This window comes from Devosia rhizoryzae (assembly GCF_016698665.1).
Lineage (GTDB): Bacteria > Pseudomonadota > Alphaproteobacteria > Rhizobiales > Devosiaceae > Devosia > Devosia rhizoryzae.
Map to the genome: position 1 here is coordinate 2,509,618 of NZ_CP068046.1, position 20,459 is coordinate 2,530,076.

Below are 20,459 nucleotides of genomic sequence, written 5' to 3' on the forward strand. Positions count from 1 at the left end.
ACTAGCCGCCGCTTTGTCCAATGGCGAAGGCCACGAGAAGGCCGAGCACGACGAGCAGGCCCGTCCCCCCGCGCTCGCCTTCCACCGCTTCGGGGATCATCGTATCGGCGATCATGGTCAGCAGAGCACCGGCGGCGAGGGCATTGACCATGGCAATGAGCCAGGGCAAGGCATCGCCGAGAAGAGCAGCGCCGAGCATGGCGGCGAAGGCCGAAAGCACGGCAATTCCGGCCCAGAGGCCCAGCACATAGGCCTTGCTGCGCCCGGCCTTTTTCATGCCCACGGCGCTGGATAGTCCCTCCGGCAAGTTGGAAAGGAAGATGGCGACCAGCACGGCAAAGCTGACACCATTGCCATCGAGGAGGCTGACGCCGAGGACGATGGATTCGGGTATGCCGTCGAGCATCGACCCGATTGCGATGGCGAGGCCGCTATTGGATGCCTTGTCCGGAGCCGGTCTTCGCCGGAGCGCTTGCGGTGCTTGCCGCCGTTACGGGTGACAAGCCAATTGGCGACCGTTTAGGCCGCCGATCCGGCAAGGGCGCCGCCGATGATGGGGTAGAGCCCGCCCTGCTCGTAGCCATCCATGATGAGGTCATAGGCGACGGCAGAAATGAGAATGCCGCAGCCGAAAGCCATGATCCCAGCGATGAGCCGCTTCGGCAACTCGATCAAAAAGGCGATTGCGGCGCCGATGACCAGGGCAGAGGAGCCCAACAGTCCCCATAGTCCTGCTTGAACCCAGATCGGCATCGGCATCTCCAAGCGGCCAAGCTGGCGGCCTTGAGACAAGTGTCCGCGACATGGCTTTGTTCCGCGCGTGATTTCCGCACGGCACTTGCATCTCCGCCCATAAATTTGCATATAGCGGATCGGGAGGTTGGCGCGGACGTGTTCCTCGCCAACCGGGTCAGGTCCGGAAGGAAGCAGCCCCAACGAGATCCTCACGGGTCGATGCCAGCCTCCTACTCATCTGTTCACACTCGTGCAAATCGACGCGAAAACGCCTATCGGCTTTTGCGGATGGGACCCCTTTGCCTTATGGTCCCGCGCATGAGACTTACGCCTCACAGCAAGGAGGGCGCATATGGCTGAAAAGCAGACGACGCCCTATCTGGTGCTGGCCCGTAAATACCGGCCGCGCGACTTCTCGACCCTAGTCGGGCAGGACGCGATGGTGCAGACGCTGGGCAATGCCTTTGCGCAGAACCGTATCCACCACGCCTTTATCCTCACCGGCGTGCGCGGCGTGGGCAAGACCACGACGGCCCGTATTCTGGCGCGCGCCTTCAACTACGAAGACGAGACGGGCCGCCATCCGACGCTCGACCTGAGCAAGGAAGGCGTGCATTGCCGCGCCATTATCGAGGGGCGCCACGTCGACGTGGTCGAGATGGACGCTGCCAGCAATACCGGCATCGGCGATATTCGCGAGATCATCGACTCGGTCAAATACGGGCCGGTCTCGGCGCCGTACAAAGTCTATGTCATCGACGAAGTGCACATGCTTTCGACGGCGGCCTTCAACGGGCTGCTGAAGACGCTCGAAGAGCCGCCGCCCTATGTGAAGTTCATCTTTGCGACCACTGAAATCCGCAAGGTGCCGATCACCATCCTGTCCCGCTGCCAGCGCTTTGATCTTCGGCGCATTCCGGCGGACATAATGTCGGCCTATCTCGAGCAGATCCTCCATCAGGAAAATATCGGCTTCGAGCCCGATGCCCTGGCGATGATCGTGCGGGCCGGCGAAGGATCGGCGCGAGACTCGCTGTCGCTGCTCGACCAGGCGATCGCCCATGGCAATGGCGCGGTCACAGCCGCAACGGTCAAGGCTATGTTGGGCCTCGGCGACCGGGCGCGCATCATCGACCTCTTCGAAGACCTGATGGGCGGGCAGATCGCGACGGCACTGACCTCGCTGCGCGAGCTTTACGATCTTGGAGCCGATCCGCAGACGTTGCTGGCGGACTTGGCCGAATTCACCCATCTCGTTACCCGCATCAAGGTCGTGCCGGCCGCTGCTGACGATGCGTCGCTGACGCCGGACGAACGCAATCGTGGGCGCGATCTGGCTAGCCGCCTGCCCATGCGGGCGCTGACCCGCGCTTGGCAGATCCTGTTCAAGGGCAATGAAGAAACGGCGCGGGCGGGCAATGCGCTGCAAGCGGCGGAAATGACGCTGATCCGGCTCGCCTATGCCGCGGACCTGCCGAGCCCCGACGAGGTGATCGGCAAGCTGACGCAACAAGGGCAGCTGCCGAGCGCTCCAGCCATGGCGCCATTGCCGCCGCGGGCACCGAGCGGTGGCGGCGCGGCTTCGGCGATGCGGATGGAAACGGTTCAGGTTTCGGCCGCACTGATGATGTCGGTGCCGCAGGCACAGGCCGTCGTATCGCCTGTCGCCATTGCCCAAACGCAGGCAGCCCCGCCGCAACCGGCCCTGGCGACGATTTCGAGCTACAAGGATATTATCGCCCTGGCCGTAGCCAAGCGCGACATGCTGCTCAAGATCGCGCTCGAGTCCCAAATGATGCCCGTGGCTTTCGAGCAGGGGCGGATTGAGGTGGCGCTGGTCGAGGGCGCCAATTCGAAGGTGGTCACCGATCTTTCGGCGCGTCTGCAGTTGTGGACCGGCGACCGCTGGCTCGTGACCGTGTCGACCAAGCCTGCCGAAGGCGTGACCATCCGCCAGGAAAAAGAGCAAAAGCAGCAGGCAGCAACTGCAGCGGCGCATGACGACCCTTTGGTCAAAGCCATTTTTGAGACATTTCCCGGGGCCAAGCTGGTCAATGTGACGGTGCGCGACGACGATGCCGCCGTGCCCGACCTGCCGATGGTGCCACCAGAAGAGGACGACGAATGAAAGACATCATGGGCATGATGAAAGCTGCCAGCGAAATGAAAGGCAAGATGGAGGCCATGCAGGCCGAACTTGCCGAGCTGGTGGTGGAAGGCCGTTCCGGCGGCGGCATGGTGACCGTTTCGCTGACCGGCAAGGGCGACGTGCGCGGCATCAAGATCGATCCGACGCTGCTCAAGCCCGAGGACGCCGAAGTGATCGAGGACCTGATCGTTGCCGCCTTCACCGATGCCAAGGGCAAGAGCGAAGCCGAAATGCAGCGCAAGATGGCCGAAGTCACCGCCGGGCTGCCGATCCCGCCGGGCATGAAGCTGCCGTTCTAGGGTTCGGTGGCACGACCTCGTCCTTCGACAGGCTCAGGATGAGGTCTATTGAGGCGTCGGACTTTGGTTCGACCCCAAGGTGAGCTTGTCGAACAACCAGGTCGAATACACACCATGCCATCCGGCGGACCCGAGATCGAACAGCTGATCCAGCTCCTGGCGCGCCTGCCAGGGCTTGGGCCGCGTTCGGCCCGGCGAGCGGTGCTGCACCTCATCAAGCGCAAGGACCAGTTGATGGTGCCGCTTTCGGCAGCGCTGGACCGGGCGGTGGTCGCCGTAAAGTCCTGCGAAGTCTGCGGCAATGTCGATACGATCAGCCCCTGTTCGATCTGCGCCGATCCGCGGCGGGGCGAGAGCGGTATTCTGATCGTCGTCGAAGACGTTGCCGATCTTTGGGCGCTGGAGCGGGCTGGCGTCGGCCAGGTACGCTACCATGTGCTTGGGGGTGTCTTGTCGCCACTCGATGGCGTGGGACCCGATGACCTCAACCTCGAGGGGCTGATCGGGCGAGCGGGCGACTATGGCGAGGTGGTTCTAGCCATGAATGCCACGGTCGAGGGCCAGACCACGGCCCATTACATCACCGACCGGCTGGGGGGCACGAACCTGCGCGTGACGCGCCTTGCTCATGGCGTGCCGGTGGGCGGGGAGCTTGACTACCTCGACGAGGGAACCCTCAGCCAAGCGTTGCGGGCCCGCACGGAAATCTGATCCCGCGCGGGCGTAAAGCTTTAACGGAGCGTGTCGGCGTCGACCGCTTCTTCGTCCTCGATCAGGGCGCCGTCCTCGATATCGTCTTCATCTTCGCCGGTCAGGGCTTCGCGCGCATCGACATCGTCGGGCGCCAGAGCGTCGAGGTGGTCTTCCGGGTCGATGGCAAGGGCCGGATCGAAGTCGCCATTTTCATCGGCATAGTCGTTGTCGGCCTGAAGCTCATCGAGGGCGCGATCGATCTCGGCCATCATGTCCTTTGGATCCTGATCGCCAAAATCGCCGCTTTCGCGCGTGGCCATTTCGGCGCGCATTTCCTTGAGGCGTTCGACGCGTTCGGCGACCGGTCGATCGGAGCCATAGAGGAGGTCTTCGATCTCGTCCTGGCTATAAGGAATGGACAGGCCTGGCTGTTCGTTGGCGTCAAAAGGTTCGTCGATCGGGGTCAGCGGATCGGAATTGTCGCGTTGCTGGACCATCTGGGCCTCCGTTGAATGTTGGCTTGTCAACGTTCGGCGACGAAAGCGGTTCGGAACGAATGTTGAAGCCACCTCATTTTTCCCGCGCACAGGAGAATGAGAATGGCATTTCGCAAGGGTTCAAAGGTCACGTGGAAATGGGGCTCCAGCACCGCCGAGGGCAAGATCGTCGAGCGGTTCACCGAAAAGGTGACGCGTACGATCAAGGGCTCGGAGGTGACGCGCGATGCCAGCACAAAGGAGCCGGCCTTTCTGATCGAGCAGGAAGACGGCGACAAGGTGCTCAAGAGCAAGAGTGAGCTGACCGCCAAGGGGAAGTAACCAAGTAGCACCCCCTCCCTAGCTCTGCTACGGCCCCTGAGCCTAGCGGCGCTACCCTTCCCTCTCACGAGGGGGAGGGTAAGAAGGTGTTCAGGCCAGGTCGCCCGGGTCGTTGACGAGGCGAAGGGTGGGTTGGGGGTCTTCGTGGCCCCCGTCCCAGCCTGCGGGGAGGGGCTTAGAGGATTTGGCGCCAAGTTCGCGCAGCATTTCGACCTGGCGCACGACATTGCCGCGGCCGCTCGAGAGTTGGTCCTTGGCCTTTACGAAGCTTTGCTGGGCCTTGTCGATGTTTTCGCCGACCCGGTCCATGGTCGACAAAAAGCCGACGACCTTTTCGTAGAGCGCGCCAGCGCGTTCGGCGATTTCCTCGGCGTTGCGGTGGCGCTTTTCGATGTCCCAGACGTTGCGGACGGTGCGCAGAACGGTCATCAGCGTCGTTGGCGTCGTTAGCATCACGCCCTTGCTCATGCCGAATTCGACCAGCTTGCTGTCATGCTGGATGGCCGTGGCCAAAGCAGACTCGATGGGCACGAACATCATCACGTAGTCGAGGCTCGACTTGGCGGCGCCGGCATAATTCTTGGCGCCGAGGGTGGTGATATGGCCTCGGACAGAGGCGATGTGGGCCTTGAGGTGCCCGTCGCGTAACAGTTCCTCGGCATTGACGAAGGCCTCGAAGGCGGTGAGCGAAACCTTGGAGTCGATCACCAGCCGATCATTGTTGGGCATGATGATTTCGACATCGGTGCGCAGGCGCGATCCGTCCTCGCCGGTATGCGATTGCTGGATGAAATACTGCTCGCCTTCGCGCAGGCCCGACTGCTCGAGGATCGTGGCGAGGATCATTTCGCCCCAGGCGCCCTGCGTCTGCGACGAGCCCTTGAGCGCGCGGGTGAGGTTGTTGGCCTCGGTGGTGATCTGCACATTGCTTTCGAGCAGCGCGCGGATCTGCTCGCCCATGGTGGCGCGATCCTTGATGAGCCCGGTTTGAAATTCGCCGATCTTTTCCTGCAGCGGCTTTAAGAGCGTATTGACCTGTTCGCGGTTTTGCTTGGTGAAGGTCTCGCTGTGCGAGCGCAGAACGTCGCCGGCAATGGACTTGAACTCGTCGGTCATCTGCTGGCGCGCATCGGTGAAGCGCTTCAAATTGGCTTCGTTCTGGCGCTGCTGCTCGTCGAGGCGCGTGCGCATGGCGGCCAATTCGGCGCCCAGATCGGCGCTGCGGTCGCGTTCGCTCGCCAGCTGATCGGCGGCGCGCTCGCGTTCGCGGCTGAGCGTCAGCTCCAGATCGCGGATGCGGCTGTCGCGGCTGGCGACTTGCTCGGTGAAGGTGGCGCGCAGGCCATCGGCGGCTTCCCTTGCGGACTTTTCGAGCCGCTCGGCATTGGCGCGGCTGCTGACGATGACGAAGATCACCGCGGCGAGCAGCAGGAGCGCCACAAAGCCGAGCAGCGCCATGCCGGTGAAAATGGGCACGGAGCCGAGGGTGAAGAGCGTGCGGTCGAGTTCGGTCATGCCCTAAGACTAGAGTGATTCTTTTGTTCGCAAAATGTTCTTGGGCTTTCCGCCCCGGAGTTGACCCACGGGCCGGAAATGGCCATATCGGGGTCAATCCTCTTTTTGCCGGTGTTTTGTCATGGCTATCCGCCCGATCCTCGTCATTCCCGATGCCCGCCTGCGTGCCGTTGCCGATCCGATCGGCGAGGTCGACGACGAGATCAAGACGCTGGCCAAGGACATGCTGGACACGATGTATGACGCGCCCGGCATCGGCCTTGCAGCGCCGCAGATCGGCGTCCTCAAGCGTATCGTGGTCATGGACCTGGCCGGCGAGGGCGAGCCTCCTGCCCCACTGGTGATGATCAATCCGGAAATCACGAGCTTTGGCGACCAGATGCAGGTGACCGAGGAAGGGTGCCTGTCGATCCCCGAACTTTATTACGAGGTCGAGCGGCCCAACGACGTGACCGTCAAATATACCGATCTCGATGGCCAGGAAGTGATTAAGGAAGCCGAGGGCAAGCTGGCCGTCTGCATCCAGCACGAACTCGATCACCTCGATGGCGTGCTTTACATCGACTATTTGAGCCGGCTGAAGCGCGACCGGGTGATCAAGAAGTTTGACAAGCAGGCCAAGCGCGCAGCTGGGTAAGCCTCTGGTGGCTGCGACCTCGTCCTTCGACAGGCTCAGGATGAGGTCTAGGAAGGTCGCTGCGCAAGCGGAGACCTTCTGGTGAGCTTGTCGAACACGAGGTCGGGTAGATGCGCGTCGTTTTCATGGGTACGCCCGACTTTTCCGTGCCGACGCTGACGGAGATCGTCTCCTCGGGGCACGAGGTGGTGGCGGTTTATACGCGAGCGCCGAAGCCGGCCGGCCGTGGGCAGGCGGAGCGCAAGAGCCCGGTGCATGAAACGGCCGAGGCCTTCGGCATTCCGGTTTTTACGCCGCGCTCGCTCAAGGGCGAGGTCGAGCAGCTGCAGTTTTCCTCGCTCGGGGCGGAGGTGGCGGTGGTGGTGGCCTATGGGCTGATCCTGCCCCAGCCGGTGCTTGATGCGCCCGAATTCGGCTGCCTCAACCTTCATGGTTCGCTGTTGCCGCGCTGGCGCGGTGCGGCGCCGATCCAGCGGGCGGTGATGGCGGGCGACAAGCAGACCGGCATCGTCGTGATGCAGATGGACGAGGGGCTGGACACCGGCGCCATGGGGCCGACCGAGATCATTCCCATCGGACCAGACATGACGGCTGGCGAGTTGCACGACCAGATGATGCGCGTCGGCGCCGATCTCATGGGCCGGGCCCTGGCGGCGCTGGAGCGCGGCAGTTTGCAGTTCACACCGCAGCCGGAAGCGGGCACGACCTATGCAGCCAAGATCGACAAGGCCGAGGCGCGCATCGATTTTACGCAAAGCGCCGAAGCAGTGCACAACCAGATCCGCGGGCTGTCGCCGTTTCCGGGGGCCTGGTTCGAGCTCGAATTGGGCGGCAAGCCCGTGCGGATCAAGGCGCTGCGGTCGACACTGGCGAGCGGGTCGGGCGCACCCGGTACGGTGCTGGATGACTTCACCATTGCCTGCGGGATCGGTGCCGTGCGGCTGACGCAGGTGCAGCGCGAGGGCAAAGGCGCGATGGACGCGGCGACCTTCTTGCGCGGGGCCGGGGCGCTGCCCGCAACTGTCGCCTGATGCGGTTCAAGCTTACGATCGAATATGACGGGACGCCTTTCTCCGGCTGGCAGCGGCAGTCGGAGCGGATGAGCGTGCAGCAGGCGCTGGAGGAGGCGATCGAGCGCTTTTCCGGCGAGGCGGTAACGACGCAGGCGGCGGGACGGACCGATGCCGGTGTGCATGCCCTGGGCCAGGTGGCGCATTTCGACCTGTCGAAGGACTGGGACCCGTTTCGGGTGCGCGAAGCGCTGAACTATCATTTGCGACCGCAGCCGGTGGCGATCGTCGAGTGCGAAGCGGTCAGCGGGGCGTTTGAGGCGCGATTTTCGGCGAAGGCGCGGCATTACGAATACCGCATCCTCAACCGGCGAGCGCCGCCGGCGATCGAGCGAAACCAAGTCTGGCATGTGCCGATGCCACTCGATGCAGAGCGCATGCACGAGGCGGCGCAGCTGATCCTCGGGCTGCACGATTTCACCACCTTCCGCTCGTCAGAATGCCAGGCGAAATCGCCGATGCGGACGCTGGACGCGTTCGCGGTCAGCGGAGATAGCGAGGTGATTGCGATCACCGCCAGCGCCCGCAGCTTTCTCCATCATCAGGTCCGCTCGATGGTGGGGTCGCTGAAGCTTGTCGGCGAGGGCAAGTGGAGCCCGGCTGATTTCCGTGCCGCGCTCGATGCTGCCGATCGTAGGCGTTGCGGGGCCATGGCGCCGTCGAGCGGGCTTTATTTGACCGGGGTCGACTACTAGGCTGCAGGCACCGCGGGCATTGACTGCAACATGACGCCGCCCAGGATCAGGACGCCGATCAGCTGCGCGACGATCTGCACGACGATAAAGGTCGCCACCTGCATCGGCGACAGGGTCAGGATGCGGCGCGCAATATTGACTTCGACGATGATGCTTATGAGGCCGACGGTAAAGAGCATTACCTCGCTGCCGCCGACCAGGACCAGGATGACGGTGCCGAACAGGGAAACGATGAAGTTGACCCAGTTGTCGGCGACCATGAAGGGCACAAGGCCGTCGAGCCGTCCCATCTGCCGAAGGACGATGTAGGCGGCGGCGATCTGGAGCGCGAAGAGGAGCGCCGCGAGCATGACGGCGCCGGTGGCAGCACCCGATTGAGCGGGCACGCCGAGCAGCATGGGACCAAAGACGCTGATGCCGGTGCCGAGCACCAGGGCGATGAAGCTGCCGATAAGGCCACGCTGGGTGAAATCAAAGTAGCGGGCTGCGTCGGCGCGGCCGATGATCAGCGCCCAGCAGCCGCGCGCCGCGTTGACGGCTTCTTCGATAAAGGTCTGGTTTTGATAGGCCAAGGCTTTTACGACTCGTCTCAGGCGGCGGGAATGGCTGCTGCGCTAAGCATGTAGAGGGTCATCGGCAGGCCGACAAGCAGCACGGTGGTCAAGACGGCAAAGGCGACCGATACGCCGCGCGTCCACTGGCCCGCAGCGCGTCCCAAACGAAAGAGCAGGACGGCAAGACCAAGCCAGAGCAGCGGCAATAGCGCGCCGAGGATCAGCGACACCAGCGTGCCGAGCACTAGATAGGCGATCAGCGCGAAGATTGCGGGGATCAAGAGCGGCAGGACCGTCATCCGGGCGCGCAAAAAGTTGCGGGTGACGAAGATGCCGATCAAGAGCGCCACGAGCCAGAGCGACTGCACCAGCATGATGTTGATGAAGCCGGGAAGCGTCGGGACGCCGACCTGAAGCGAGGCCAGCATGACGGCAAGGAAGGCAAAAAGGTAGAACAGCGCGAGAGCGGTAACGAGGCCGGCGCGGGAGAGGCGAAAGTGCGCTTCCCAGCCTGGCTCGTCGCGCAGCAGTTTCAGCCAGCCGGTCAGCGCGTCACGAAGGGTTAGCCACAGTGTCATGTGGCGGCACCGAAGAAGCGGCGCATAAAGCTTGCGTAGATTGCGGTGAGGCCATGGAGATCGGCGACGGCGATGTGTTCATCGGCCTTGTGCATGGAGGACCCGACAAGACCGCATTCGACCACCGGCCCATATTGGGCGATGAAGCGGGCATCGGAGGTGCCACCGGCGGTGGAATAGTCGGGGCGTTTGCCGGTTTGCTCGGCGATGACGGATGAAAGGGTTTCGACATCGTCGCTGAGCGGCGACAGGAAGGACCGCGAGGGCGTGCCGAGGATGTCGAAAACGATCGTCGTTCCGTTGTGATCGATCGCGTCGATTTGGATGCGGATCCAATCGGCGAGCGTGTCGGACGTCCAAAGATCGTTGTAGCGAATGTTGAAACGCAGCGTGCCCGACATTGGGATGACATTGCCGGTCGGGTTGCCGACATCGATGGTCGTGAGTTCGAGAATGGAGGCCGGGAAGTGCTCGGTGCCGGTATCGAGGGGTTCGCTCGAGAGTGCGGTGGCAATAGCGGCGAGGACCGGCAGCGGATTGTTGGCCTTGTGCGGATAGGCGACGTGGCCTTGCGTGCCGGTGACACTCACCTGGCCGGAAAAGGAACCGCGCCGGCCGATCTTGATGCTGTCGCCGAGGGTTTCGGCGGAACTCGGTTCGCCGACGATGGCGAAATCGAAGTCTTGGCCGTTCTCCTTCATCCAGCGCACCAGCTTTTCGGTGCCGTTGATTGCGTCGGCTTCCTCGTCATTGGTGATGGCGAGCTGGATCGTGCCAGCGTCAGCTGGGATGGCGGCGCAAGCGGCGACGAAAGCGGCGATGCCCGATTTCATGTCGGCAGTGCCGCGGCCATAGAGCTTGCCGTCGGCGAGGCGCGGGACGAAGGGGTCGGAGGTCCAATGGGCGCGATCGCCGGGCGGAACGACATCGGTGTGACCGGCAAAGAGAAGGCGCCTGCCGCCCGTGCCGCGCGTCGCAAAGAGATTTCCCACTGGGTAGGAACCGTCGCCTTCGAACTTAAGGAGGGTGGTGGAAAAGCCGAGCGCCTGGAGTTCGGCTTCCAGCAGGTCGAGGGCGCCGGCCTCTTCGGGGGTGATCGAGGGGCAGGCGACGAGGCGGGAGAGAAGGTCGAGGGGGTCGGTCATGGTTTGCTCCGCTCCCGGGCGCCCACCCCCACCCGGCCTCCCCCATCAAGGGGGAGGAGATGGATCGTGCATGCGGAAGGTCCCTGCCCCATATCAGTCGCGGAGGAGGTCGTTGATGCCGGTCTTGCTACGGGTCTGGGCGTCGACGGTTTTGACGATGACGGCGCAGTAGAGATTGGGGCCGGGCTGACCATTGGGGAGCGGCTTGCCGGGGAGCGAGCCGGAGACGACCACCGAATAGGGGGGCACCTTGCCGATGTGGATTTCGCCGGTGTGGCGATCGACGATCTTGGTGGAGGCGCCGATGAAGACGCCCATGGAGATCACCGAGCCTTCGCCGACGACGACGCCTTCGACGACTTCCGAGCGCGCGCCGATGAAGCAATTGTCTTCGATGATGACCGGACCGGCCTGCAGCGGCTCGAGCACGCCGCCGATGCCGACGCCGCCCGAAATATGGACGTTCTTGCCGATCTGGGCGCAGGAGCCGACGGTGACCCAGGTGTCGACCATGGTGCCTTCATCGACATAGGCGCCGACATTGACGAAGCTGGGCATGAGGACGACGTTGCGGCCGATAAAGGCAGGACGGCGGACGACGGCACCGGGCACGGCGCGGAAACCGGCCTCGCGGAAGGTGTTCTCGCTCCAGCCCTCGAACTTGGTCTCGACCTTGTCCCAATAGTTGGAGCCGCCCGGCGCGCCTTCGATCAGGCGATTGTCGTTGAGGCGGAAGTTAAGGAGCACCGCCTTCTTGAGCCACTGGTGCACCTGCCAATTGCCGTCGATCTTTTCGGCAACGCGCAACTCGCCACGATCAAGCAGGGCCAGAGCGCTGTCGACCGCGTCGCGCACTTCGCCCTTGGTCCCGAAATTGACTTCGGCGCGGTTTTCAAACGCGGTGTCAATGACCTGGGCGAGTTGGGCGTGCGACATGGGGGCTCCTTGAAACTGTGGGGCGGACCATAGCCGGGGCGGATGGCGTGTCAACGGTTGGACATCGTCTTATCCTCTCCCGCCAGCGGGAGAGGATAAGACAAGGGCTGCGCTTACTGCCGGGTCAGCTCAATCACCGGGATGCTGTCGCGGGTGGTCTTCTTTTCGTATTCGGCGAATTGGGGGAAGCGGCTGGCCATTTCGGCATAGGTGGTGGCGCGTTCCCCATCTTCGAGCACGCGCGCCTTGACGGGAACGCGCTCGATGGTCGTGCCGTCGCCAACGGAAATTGCAGCGTCCGGGTTGGCCAGAAGATTGTGGAACCAGTCGGGGTTCTTGGGGCCGCCGGCGAAAGACGCAAAGATGTACCAGGGTCCTTCGCCGTCGCGCAGATACATCAGCGGCTGCGTGCGTTCCTGGCCGGACTTGGCGCCCAGAGCATGGAGCAGGAGGACGGGCGCGTTGGCAAAATAGCCGCCGGGCTTGCCGCCATTGGCGTTGAAATCTTCAATAACCTGCTTGTTGAAATCGTTCATGGCTCAGCCTTCCTTCGGAGATGCCGGGTAAACGCCCAGAATGCGGAAATGGTCGGTGAAGAACTTGAGTTCATCGAAAGCGTGCTGCACGCCAATATCGCCGGGGTGGCCCTCGATATCGGCATAGAACTGGGTGGCGGTAAAGGCGCCGCCGACCATGTAGCTTTCGAGCTTGGTCATATTGACGCCGTTGGTGGCAAAGCCGCCCATGGCTTTATAAAGAGCGGCCGGCACGTTGCGGACCCGGAAGACGAAGGTGGTCTTGAGCTTGCCTGTGCCTTGCGGGGCTTCGTCGCGATCGCGCGACATGACGAGGAAGCGGGTGGTGTTGTGGCCTTCGTCCTCGATATTGGCCTGCAAGAGATCGAGGCCATAGATTTCGCCGGCGAGGCGCGAGCCGATGGCGCCAACGCTGCGGTCGGCGCGGGCGGCGACTTCGCGGGCGGAGCCGGCGGTGTCGGAGCCGTTGATGGTGCGCAGGTTATGGCTGGCGATGAACTTGCGGCACTGGCCCAGTGCGGGCGGCTGCGACTGGACGGCTTTCAAGTCTTCGATGCGGCTGCCGGGGACGCCCAGCAGGTTCATCTCGATGCGGAGATAGGTTTCGCCGACAATGAAGAGGCCGCTTTCGGGCAGGAGGTGATGAATGTCGGTAATGCGGCCATAGAGCGAGTTTTCCACCGGCAGCACGGCGCGGTCGGCGGCGCCCGATTGCACCGCGGCCATGGCTTCCTCGAAGGTCACATTGGGCAGGAAGGTTCCGTCGGGAAAAACATTGAGCGCTGCAGCATGGCTGAAGGCGCCGGGTTCGCCCTGGAAAGCGATGGTCTGGGTCATGGCCGAGGATCCTTGGGAAGCTGGACCGGGTTTTGGCGCGACCATGGTTCCAAGTCAATGTGAGCAGAAGCGAGGGAACAGAGCGCGATGGGGAGAATTGACGCACCAAGGTTTGCCCTGTTGCGCCATGGGGGGCTTGATACTATCTTCCGCGCGCGTCGAGCAGGCCAGTTGAGGCCGATTTCCGTTTAGGAGATCGGAAGTTGGGCTGGCTAGGCTAGAGGTCCACGGGGTTGGACGGGCAGAGAGTTTGCAATGGATTCGTTCGAGCTAAACAAGATTTTGGGCGCGGTGCTCGGCACCCTTTTGTTCGTGATGGGGGCAGGCTTTTTGGCCGAAGCCATCTATCACCCGATCGAAAACCGCGGGCCGGGCTATGCTTTGCCGGAGCCGGAGCCTGCTGAAGGCGAAGCCGTTGCCGAAGCGGAAGTCGAGCAGCCGATCGGTCTGCTTCTGGCCAGCGCCAGCGCCGATCGCGGCGCAACCGCTACCCGCAAGTGCCAGTCCTGCCACAACTTCGGCGAAGGCGAGCCCAACAAGCAGGGCCCGAACCTTTATGGCATCGTGGGCAATACCAAGGCGCATGCCGAAGGCTTTGCCTATTCGGACATCCTGCTGCAGCAGAAGGCCGAGGGCCAGACCTGGACCTATGAAAACCTCAATGCCTTTCTGACCAACCCGAAGGCTTATGCTCCGGGCACCAAGATGAGCTTTGCCGGTGTGCGTGCGCCTGAAGAACGCGCCGACATCCTGGCCTACCTCCAGACCCTTTCGGCAAGCCCCGTGCCGTTCCCCGAGGCAGATGCTGCTCCCGCTGCCGAAGAAGGCGCCGAACCGGCCGAGGGCGAAGCACCAGCCGCGACCCCTGGCGAAACCTCTCCGGACGACCAGGTTCCCGACGCGCTGACAACCCCGGCCCAAGGCGGCGACGAAGAAACCGTCACCACCGCGCCTCCGGCGGCCGTGGATACACCGACCGAAACGCAGGGCGAGACCCCCGTTGTCGGCACCCCGGTGCAGTCCACCACGCCAACGGCACCGCTCTCGACAGGTGAAGGCACTGCCACTCCGGCCACCAATGAGACCGGTGCGCAGCCAGCCATTCCGCCGCGCAATACCAATACGACCGGCCCTACGACGACGAATTCGCCGGCCGCTCAGCAGAATACGACGACCGCTCAGTAATCCAGTGGGTCGATCAGGCGATCAGCAAGCCGCGCCCCCAAGGCGCGGCTTTTTTCTTGGGGGTTTCCGATGCTGTTTCTGCACCTTACCGATGTCGACGAGGCGAGCTGGGCCCGGGCATTCGCCGAAGCGCTGGGCCCCTACCCCGTGGTACGGCGCGACGACGATTTCGATCCGGCGGATGTGCGGTACATCTTTGTCTGGAAGCCCAAAGCCGGCGCGTTCAAGGGTCTCAGCCAGCTCAAGGCCGTGTTGTCGCTGGGGGCCGGGGTCGATGCGCTGATGAAGCATCCGGATTTGCCCGATGCTCCGATCGTGCGCTTCGTGGATGCCGATCTCAGCCAGCGGATGAGTGATTACGTGGTGGCGCACGTCACCATGCACCATCGCCAGTTCAGCCGCTTTCAGGCCGACCAGAAGGCCCGGCGCTGGAGCCAGTTCTATCCGCCGGCAGCCAGCGAAACCACAGTCGGCATCATGGGCATGGGGGTACTCGGGCAAGACGCGGTGAAGCGCCTCCGCCCGCTCGGCTTTGCGCTCCGGAGCTGGAGCCGCACTGCCAAGCAGATCGAGGGCGTGGAGGGCTTTGCGGGTGCGGAGGAGTTCGATGCCTTTCTCCAGGGTACCGATATTTTGGTCAATCTCCTGCCGCTAACGCGCGACACAGCAGGCATTCTCAATACCGAGACCTTCCGCAAGCTCCGGCGGGACGGCTTGGCCAGCGGTCCGGTGATCATCAATGCGGCGCGGGGCGGCCATCAGCGGGAGGCCGATATCGTCGAGGCGCTGGCCGATGGAACGCTTGGCGCGGCAAGCCTTGATGTGTTCGAAACCGAGCCATTGCCGAAGACGAGCCCGCTTTGGGAAATCCCCAATTGCTATATCACCCCGCACATTGCCGCCATTTCCAATGAGGCGAGTGGTGTGCGGTACTTCGCGCGGGTGATCCAGGATCATGAAGCCGGTAAGCCACTGGTCAACGTGGTCGACCGTACGCTTGGCTACTGACGAAAAAGTCAGTGGCGCCGCCCCCGCTAAGCTTACACCCTCCGTTCGACATTCTCAGAGAGGTTCGATGACCGAAACCGCAGCGCCGACCAAGCTTAAGCTTTACGACCGGCTGAAGCTTGCCACCAAGAACCGCTGGGCAGAACCGATCCTGGCGGCGCTGTGTTTTCTGGAAGCGATGATCCTGCCGATCTTTCCCGAGATCATGCTGGCGCCGATGATCATTGCCGACCGGCTGCGAGCCTGGCGGCTGGCGGCGATCTGCACGGTGTCCTCCGTCGCAGGCGGACTTGCCGGTTATGCCATCGGCTATTTCCTGTTCGACAGCATCGGCCGTGGCATCATCGATTTTTATGGTGCGGGTGCCGGCTTTGACGCGCTGCGCCAGAGTTTTAACGACAATGGTCCGCTGATGATCCTGATCGGCGCCGTGTCTCCGATCCCCTATAAGGTCATTACCATCACCTCCGGCGTCGCCGGGCTCGATATCTGGACTTTCGTTATCTATGGGCTGATCGGACGCGGCATCCGCTACTTTTTGCCCTGTGGGCTGTTCTTTTTCTTTGGGCCAGTGGCGGGCCAGTTCATCGAAAAGAACAAGAAATGGGCGACCATCGGCATGATCGTGCTCGCAATCGCCGGCTTTGCCATGGCGCCGCTCCTTTTCCCCAAGAGCCACGGACCGGCGACGGAGACGGCGGTCGAACAGATGAACGCCGTCGACGAGGTCGTGCCGAACGAATTGATCCCGGGCGCGCCGGCCGAGCAGTAGCTACTTGCCGTAGCGCTGGCGCAGCATGGTGTAGACGGCGCGGATGCCTTGGTCGGTGGCACCGACCGGGCGACCCGGCCGGGCTTCATTGACCCAGCCGAAGATGTCCGTATGGAGCCAGGCCTTGGCGTTCTTGACGAAGCGGCGCAGGAACAGGGCCGCAATGACCGAGCCGGCATAGCCGCCGGTGCCGACATTGTTGAGGTCGGCGATCTTGGAGTTGAGCTGGCTGTCGTAATTGGACCAGAGTGGCATGTGCCAGAGCGGGTCTTCGACGGTCGCGCCGGCGGCGACGACCTGAGCGGCTACCGCATCGTCGCTGGAATAGATGGCCGGGAGGTCAGGCCCGAGGGCCACGCGGGCGGCGCCGGTGAGCGTCGCCATATCGACCACGAGATCGGGGGATTCCTCGTCGGCCAAGGCCAGGGCATCGGCGAGGATCAGGCGGCCCTCGGCATCGGTATTGCCGATCTCGACGGTAAGACCGGCGCGGGAGCGCAGGATGTCGCCGGGGCGGAAGGCGGCGCCGGAGATCGAGTTTTCAACCACCGGCAGCAGCACGCGGAGGCGGACTGGCAGGTTGGCGGAAACGATGGTGTGGGCGAGGCCCATTATGTTGGCGGCGCCGCCCATGTCCTTTTTCATCATCAGCATGCCGGCGGCGGGCTTGATGTCGAGACCGCCGGTATCAAAAGTCACGCCTTTGCCGACGAGGGTCACCTTGGGGAGGCTAGGATCGCCCCAGGTCATGTCGATGAGGCGCGGCGCCTGCGCGCTGGCGCGACCGACGGCGTGGATCATCGGGAAGTTGGCACTGAGGAGGTCGTCACCGACGGTGACATGGACAACCATGCCATTGCGGCGGGCGAAGTCGCGAGCGGCTTTTTCGAGCGCCTCGGGACCAAGGTCGTTGGCGGGAGTGTTGATGAGGTCGCGGGCAAGGGTCGCAGCCTCGACCTGCCGGTCAACTTCATCCTCGTCGGCGCCTTCGGGCAGGATCAGCACCGGGCTGGGCTTGGCCTGACGGTAGCGGTCGAAGCGGTAGGCGCCGAGGCGAAAGGCAATGGCGGCAAGGGTCGCATCCTCGATCTCGCCAGCGAGCGAGTAGGTGCCCTCCGGCAGATTGGCGGCGGCCTGACCAGCAAGGAAAGGCGAGCGGCCGGTGCTGTTGCCCAAGCCAAAAAGCCAGCCGGAAATGCCGCTGTCGCTGTCCGGCAAAGCGAGCAGACAGCCACGCTGGCCGGAGAAAGAGTTAGCCTTCGCCCAGGCAAGTTGTGGCGCCGAGAGCCCAGCGCCATCGAGCGCCCCTTCTGCAACGAAGTGGATGGGGGTGGCTTCTGGCTTGGTCATGGCGAACTCCGAAATTGCGCCCGTTCTACCCCTCGCCGTCCTGCGCCGCAACGGCCCGAAAACTCACCTTAACCCTGCGTTAGGGTTAATGATCTATTGCTGGCGCAAGACTTTTGAGTGGCGTATTTCGCCCGGAGGCTCGCCATGTCCCACCCGTTCCGGATCGCGCGTACCCTGCTTTTGGCCGGTGTTGCCGCAATTGCCCTGTCCGCCTGTGCCTCCAATCGCGGGCAGCTGGGCAATACCGATTATGCCGGCATGCCGGCATCTCAGGCGCAGTCCAATCTTGGCCAACTAACCGAGCGCTATCGCCGCAATCCGAAAGATCGTGCAGTGGCCATCCAGTATTCGGCAGCGCTCCGGGCAGCCGGACAGCCGGAGCAGGCGGCTGCGGCGCTCGAAACGGCGATGATGACCTATCCCAAGGACGTTGCGGTGAGCGTTGCCTATGGCAAGGCGCTGACGGCCGCAGGGCGGTTCGACCAGTCTCTGACGGTCCTCGACAACGTCATCCGCCCCGATGCGCCGGACTGGAACGCACTGCTGGTCAAGGGCGCAACGCTCGACCAGATGGGCCGCAATGACGAGGCGCGGCGTCTTTACGCGCAAGCCGCAACGATCGCTCCAGGTGAAGCGTCCATCGAGACCAATCTTGGTCTTTCCTATGCGATGACCAACGAACTGCCGCGCGCCGAGCAGCATCTGCGCCGGGCAGTGGCGATGCGCGGCGCCAACACGCAGACGCGGCAGAACCTGGCTCTGGTGGTGGGCCTACAAGGCCGTTTCGACGAGTGCCGGCAGATCTACGCCGCAGAACTGCCGCCCGAGCAGGTCGAGAGCAATATGGCCTATGTGCGGGCGCTTCTAACCCAGCAGAACCGCTGGGACCTGATCGAACAGGGCTGATGCCGATGCCATGAAATGCGAAAGCCCCGGACTTGCTCCGGGGCTTTTTCGTTTGAACTCAGCCGCCGCCAACCGTGCTGGCGACGGAGCCTGAGAATACCTTGATCATGGCTGGCGACAGGATGACGATAAACAGCACCGGCAGGAAGAACAGGATCAGCGGCACGGTGAGCTTGGGGGGCAGCGCTGCAGCCTTCTTTTCGGCTTCCATCATGCGCGCCTCGCGGCCTTCCTCGGCCATGACGCGCAGCGCCTGACCAACCGAGGTGCCGTAGCGATCGGCCTGGATCAGGGCGGTCATTACGGCACGAACGCCGTCGAGCCCGGTGCGGCGGCCGAGATTTTCATAGGCACGGGTGCGGTCTTCAAGAAAGCTGAGTTCGGCCATGGTGAGGGTCAGTTCCTCGGCCAGCTCGGCGCTTTGGCTGCCGATCTCCTTTGCCACGCGTTTGAAGGCGTGTTCCATCGACATGCCGGATTCAACGCAAAGCAGCAAAAGATCGAGCACGTCGGGCCAGGCGCGGCGCACCGATGCCTGACGCTTCTGGGTCTTGTTCCTGAGCATAAGGATCGGCAGATACGCCCCGACAAGGCCCGCGCCGATGGCATAGACCAGGTTGATATAGGCTGGCCGGTCGCCGGGCGCGAGGATCAAGAGGTAAAAGGCTGCAAGGACGAAGACGACGATCGGGGTTGCAAAGCGCTGGAACAGGAACTTGGTGAGTTCCCCCTGCCCGCGCAGCCCGGCCATGGCTAATTTGTCGACCGTGTTCTCGTCCTGAAAGGCCTTCTTGAGGTCGAAGCGTTCAACCGCATTCTTCATATAGGACTTGGCTTCGGTGCCGCGACGGATCGAGCGTGCGTCCTGAACCGTGCCGCCGCGCAACCGGGCCATTTCCTCGGCCCGCATCTTGTCGCGCTCGATAGCGACGCGTTTGATGCGGCCCTTAAGCTCGCGCTTGCCGATCAGCGAGGAGCCAAAGGTAAAGACCACAGCCGCGGCGGAGATGGCAGCGAGCACAGCGATCAGGAATTCGCGCGAGGTGAGCGTCTCGATCATGGTTCAGATCTCGAACTTGACCATGCGGCTCATCACGAAGATGCCGGTCGCCAGCATCAGCACACCAATGCCGAGGCAGACATTGCCGATGGGCGTCACGAAAAGCGGCAGGAGATAGGAAGGCGACACCAACGACACCAGCGCCGCAACGACAATGGGAAGGGAGCCGATAATGCCCGCCGAGGCCTTGGCTTCGGAGGACATGGCCTTGACCTTCTGCTTCATCTTCTTGCGATTGCGCAGCACGCGGGCGAGGTTGCCCAGGGCTTCGCTGAGATTGCCGCCCGATTGCTGTTGCACCGAGATGACGACCACGAAGAAGTTGACTTCCGGCAGCGGCACGCGCTCAAGCAGCACCTGCACGGCCTCGGTCATGGACATGCCGAAGCTTTGCTGGTCGAGCACACGGCCGAACTCGGATTTCACCGGTTCCTTGGTGTCCTTGGCAACCACGCGCATCGAGTCATTGAGCGGCAGGCCCGTCTTGACGCCGCGCACGATGGCTTCGATGGCGTTGGGCAATTCGTCAAGGAAACGGTCCTGGTACTTGCGGCGGCGGCGCTGCACATACATGCGCGGCAGCAGGTAGCCGCCCGCCACGGCAAAGATCAGGGCGTAGAGCAACGGCACCTGCGCAATGACCAGCACCACGAAGAGCACGGCACCAAAGATCACGCTGTTGCGGATAAAGGTTGCCGGCCGGACGGTCATGCCGGCCTGAAAGATCAGGTCCGGCAGGGTGACGCGCTTTTTGGCATTGAGCTCTTCGGTCTGGGCCTTGAGCACCTGCTGCACCGACTTGCGGCGGTTGTCGCGGGTGCGCGACACGTCCGCCTCACGGCGGTTGGCGCGAATATCACCCTGGAACGCCTTGCGCCTCTCGCTGGCCCGCTTGTTGGGCAGTGCGGTGGGCACAAGAGCGAACCCCGCGGCACCGATGGTAACCATGGCCAGAATTGCGAGCAGGAGCGTCTGCATGCG

The 20,459-nt window shown here is 63.2% G+C and carries 24 protein-coding genes and 1 other RNA gene; 12 read left to right on the forward strand and 13 right to left on the reverse strand.

Annotation, left to right across the window (positions count from 1 at the left end; all coding sequences use genetic code 11):
- Window position 1: 1 nt before the first annotated feature.
- Window positions 2-406 (reverse strand): ZIP family metal transporter, encoded by a 405-nt coding sequence (locus JI748_RS17430; RefSeq protein ID WP_233280512.1) that lies wholly within the window; start codon window positions 404-406, stop codon window positions 2-4.
- Between the two features lie 113 nt (window positions 407-519).
- Window positions 520-753, reverse strand: coding sequence for a ZIP family metal transporter (locus JI748_RS17435; RefSeq protein ID WP_233280513.1), 234 nt, complete (start codon window positions 751-753; stop codon window positions 520-522).
- Window positions 754-874: 121 nt separating this feature from the next.
- Here JI748_RS17435 and ffs point away from each other — a divergent pair.
- The 4 genes from ffs (at window position 875) to recR (ending at window position 3,894) form a co-directional block, all read left to right on the forward strand.
- Window positions 875-970: signal recognition particle sRNA small type (gene ffs, locus JI748_RS12305), an RNA gene on the forward strand.
- A 117-nt stretch (window positions 971-1,087) separates the two neighbouring features.
- Window positions 1,088-2,863, forward strand: a complete 1,776-nt coding sequence (locus JI748_RS12310) for a DNA polymerase III subunit gamma/tau (protein WP_201631070.1) — start codon at window positions 1,088-1,090, stop codon at window positions 2,861-2,863.
- A complete protein-coding gene (locus JI748_RS12315; RefSeq protein ID WP_164533475.1) occupies window positions 2,860-3,183 on the forward strand; it encodes a YbaB/EbfC family nucleoid-associated protein in 324 nt (107 codons plus the stop codon). The genes JI748_RS12310 and JI748_RS12315 overlap by 4 nt, the downstream gene beginning before the upstream one ends.
- Window positions 3,184-3,297: 114 nt before the next feature.
- A complete protein-coding gene (gene recR, locus JI748_RS12320) occupies window positions 3,298-3,894 on the forward strand; it encodes a recombination mediator RecR (RefSeq protein WP_201631072.1) in 597 nt (198 codons plus the stop codon).
- Window positions 3,895-3,914: 20 nt separating this feature from the next.
- On the opposite strand, the gene JI748_RS12325 is transcribed toward recR, so the two are convergent.
- Window positions 3,915-4,373 (reverse strand): hypothetical protein, encoded by a 459-nt coding sequence (locus JI748_RS12325; protein ID WP_201631074.1) that lies wholly within the window; start codon window positions 4,371-4,373, stop codon window positions 3,915-3,917.
- Window positions 4,374-4,475: 102 nt separating this feature from the next.
- On the opposite strand from JI748_RS12325, the gene JI748_RS12330 reads away from it, so the two are divergent.
- Window positions 4,476-4,694, forward strand: coding sequence for a hypervirulence associated TUDOR domain-containing protein (locus tag JI748_RS12330; protein WP_325166876.1), 219 nt, complete (start codon window positions 4,476-4,478; stop codon window positions 4,692-4,694).
- A 90-nt stretch (window positions 4,695-4,784) separates the two neighbouring features.
- Here JI748_RS12330 and rmuC read toward each other — a convergent pair whose 3' ends face one another.
- Window positions 4,785-6,209: a DNA recombination protein RmuC gene (rmuC, locus tag JI748_RS12335; RefSeq protein ID WP_201631078.1), complete on the reverse strand. Its 1,425-nt coding sequence runs from the start codon at window positions 6,207-6,209 to the stop codon at window positions 4,785-4,787.
- A 121-nt stretch (window positions 6,210-6,330) separates the two neighbouring features.
- On the opposite strand from rmuC, the gene def reads away from it, so the two are divergent.
- The 3 genes from def to truA all read left to right on the forward strand — a co-directional run bounded on the left by def (window position 6,331) and on the right by truA (window position 8,611).
- Entirely contained in the window at window positions 6,331-6,846 is a 516-nt protein-coding gene (def, locus tag JI748_RS12340) for a peptide deformylase (protein WP_201631080.1), read from the forward strand.
- 110 nt (window positions 6,847-6,956) lie between these two features.
- Complete coding sequence (fmt, locus tag JI748_RS12345) at window positions 6,957-7,877, forward strand: methionyl-tRNA formyltransferase (protein WP_201631082.1); 921 nt, start codon at window positions 6,957-6,959, stop codon at window positions 7,875-7,877.
- Window positions 7,874-8,611 (forward strand): tRNA pseudouridine(38-40) synthase TruA, encoded by a 738-nt coding sequence (truA, locus tag JI748_RS12350; RefSeq protein WP_201637289.1) that lies wholly within the window; start codon window positions 7,874-7,876, stop codon window positions 8,609-8,611. The genes fmt and truA overlap by 4 nt, the downstream gene beginning before the upstream one ends.
- On the opposite strand, the gene JI748_RS12355 is transcribed toward truA, so the two are convergent.
- From JI748_RS12355 to JI748_RS12380, 6 genes are all read right to left on the reverse strand, one after another.
- Window positions 8,608-9,183, reverse strand: a complete 576-nt coding sequence (locus JI748_RS12355; protein ID WP_201631084.1) for a hypothetical protein — start codon at window positions 9,181-9,183, stop codon at window positions 8,608-8,610. The two genes, truA and JI748_RS12355, sit on opposite strands and share 4 nt — an antisense overlap.
- Before the next feature lie 17 nt (window positions 9,184-9,200).
- Window positions 9,201-9,743, reverse strand: coding sequence for a hypothetical protein (locus JI748_RS12360; protein ID WP_201631086.1), 543 nt, complete (start codon window positions 9,741-9,743; stop codon window positions 9,201-9,203).
- Window positions 9,740-10,888 carry a succinyl-diaminopimelate desuccinylase gene (gene dapE / locus JI748_RS12365; protein WP_201631089.1) on the reverse strand — a complete coding sequence of 383 codons (1,149 nt, stop codon included), beginning with the start codon at window positions 10,886-10,888 and terminating at the stop codon, window positions 9,740-9,742. The genes JI748_RS12360 and dapE overlap by 4 nt, the downstream gene beginning before the upstream one ends.
- Window positions 10,889-10,981: 93 nt before the next feature.
- Window positions 10,982-11,824 (reverse strand): 2,3,4,5-tetrahydropyridine-2,6-dicarboxylate N-succinyltransferase, encoded by an 843-nt coding sequence (gene dapD / locus JI748_RS12370; protein ID WP_201631090.1) that lies wholly within the window; start codon window positions 11,822-11,824, stop codon window positions 10,982-10,984.
- 113 nt (window positions 11,825-11,937) lie between these two features.
- On the reverse strand, window positions 11,938-12,360 hold the full coding sequence (locus tag JI748_RS12375) for a nitroreductase/quinone reductase family protein (protein WP_201631098.1): 423 nt from the start codon (window positions 12,358-12,360) through the stop codon (window positions 11,938-11,940).
- A gap of 3 nt (window positions 12,361-12,363) precedes the next feature.
- The gene (locus JI748_RS12380; protein ID WP_201631100.1) at window positions 12,364-13,197 is read right to left on the reverse strand and encodes a prephenate dehydratase; all 834 of its coding nucleotides are present in this window, start codon (window positions 13,195-13,197) and stop codon (window positions 12,364-12,366) included.
- Between the two features lie 255 nt (window positions 13,198-13,452).
- On the opposite strand from JI748_RS12380, the gene JI748_RS12385 reads away from it, so the two are divergent.
- The 3 genes from JI748_RS12385 to JI748_RS12395 all read left to right on the forward strand — a co-directional run bounded on the left by JI748_RS12385 (window position 13,453) and on the right by JI748_RS12395 (window position 16,162).
- Window positions 13,453-14,382 carry a c-type cytochrome gene (locus JI748_RS12385; protein ID WP_201631102.1) on the forward strand — a complete coding sequence of 310 codons (930 nt, stop codon included), beginning with the start codon at window positions 13,453-13,455 and terminating at the stop codon, window positions 14,380-14,382.
- A gap of 69 nt (window positions 14,383-14,451) precedes the next feature.
- Window positions 14,452-15,390, forward strand: coding sequence for a 2-hydroxyacid dehydrogenase (locus tag JI748_RS12390; RefSeq protein WP_201631104.1), 939 nt, complete (start codon window positions 14,452-14,454; stop codon window positions 15,388-15,390).
- 67 nt (window positions 15,391-15,457) lie between these two features.
- Complete coding sequence (locus tag JI748_RS12395) at window positions 15,458-16,162, forward strand: YqaA family protein (RefSeq protein ID WP_201631106.1); 705 nt, start codon at window positions 15,458-15,460, stop codon at window positions 16,160-16,162.
- Here the strand turns inward: JI748_RS12395 and JI748_RS12400 are convergent, their stop codons facing one another.
- Window positions 16,163-17,512, reverse strand: a complete 1,350-nt coding sequence (locus JI748_RS12400) for a leucyl aminopeptidase family protein (RefSeq protein WP_201631108.1) — start codon at window positions 17,510-17,512, stop codon at window positions 16,163-16,165. It abuts the gene before it with no gap.
- A 144-nt stretch (window positions 17,513-17,656) separates the two neighbouring features.
- Between JI748_RS12400 and JI748_RS12405 the strand changes: the two genes are divergently transcribed.
- Window positions 17,657-18,418 (forward strand): tetratricopeptide repeat protein, encoded by a 762-nt coding sequence (locus tag JI748_RS12405; RefSeq protein WP_201631110.1) that lies wholly within the window; start codon window positions 17,657-17,659, stop codon window positions 18,416-18,418.
- 58 nt (window positions 18,419-18,476) lie between these two features.
- Here the strand turns inward: JI748_RS12405 and JI748_RS12410 are convergent, their stop codons facing one another.
- Both JI748_RS12410 and JI748_RS12415 read right to left on the reverse strand, forming a co-directional pair.
- Complete coding sequence (locus JI748_RS12410; RefSeq protein ID WP_201631112.1) at window positions 18,477-19,478, reverse strand: type II secretion system F family protein; 1,002 nt, start codon at window positions 19,476-19,478, stop codon at window positions 18,477-18,479.
- 3 nt (window positions 19,479-19,481) lie between these two features.
- On the reverse strand, window positions 19,482-20,456 hold the full coding sequence (locus JI748_RS12415; RefSeq protein ID WP_201631114.1) for a type II secretion system F family protein: 975 nt from the start codon (window positions 20,454-20,456) through the stop codon (window positions 19,482-19,484).
- Between the last annotated feature and the right edge of the window lie 3 nt (window positions 20,457-20,459).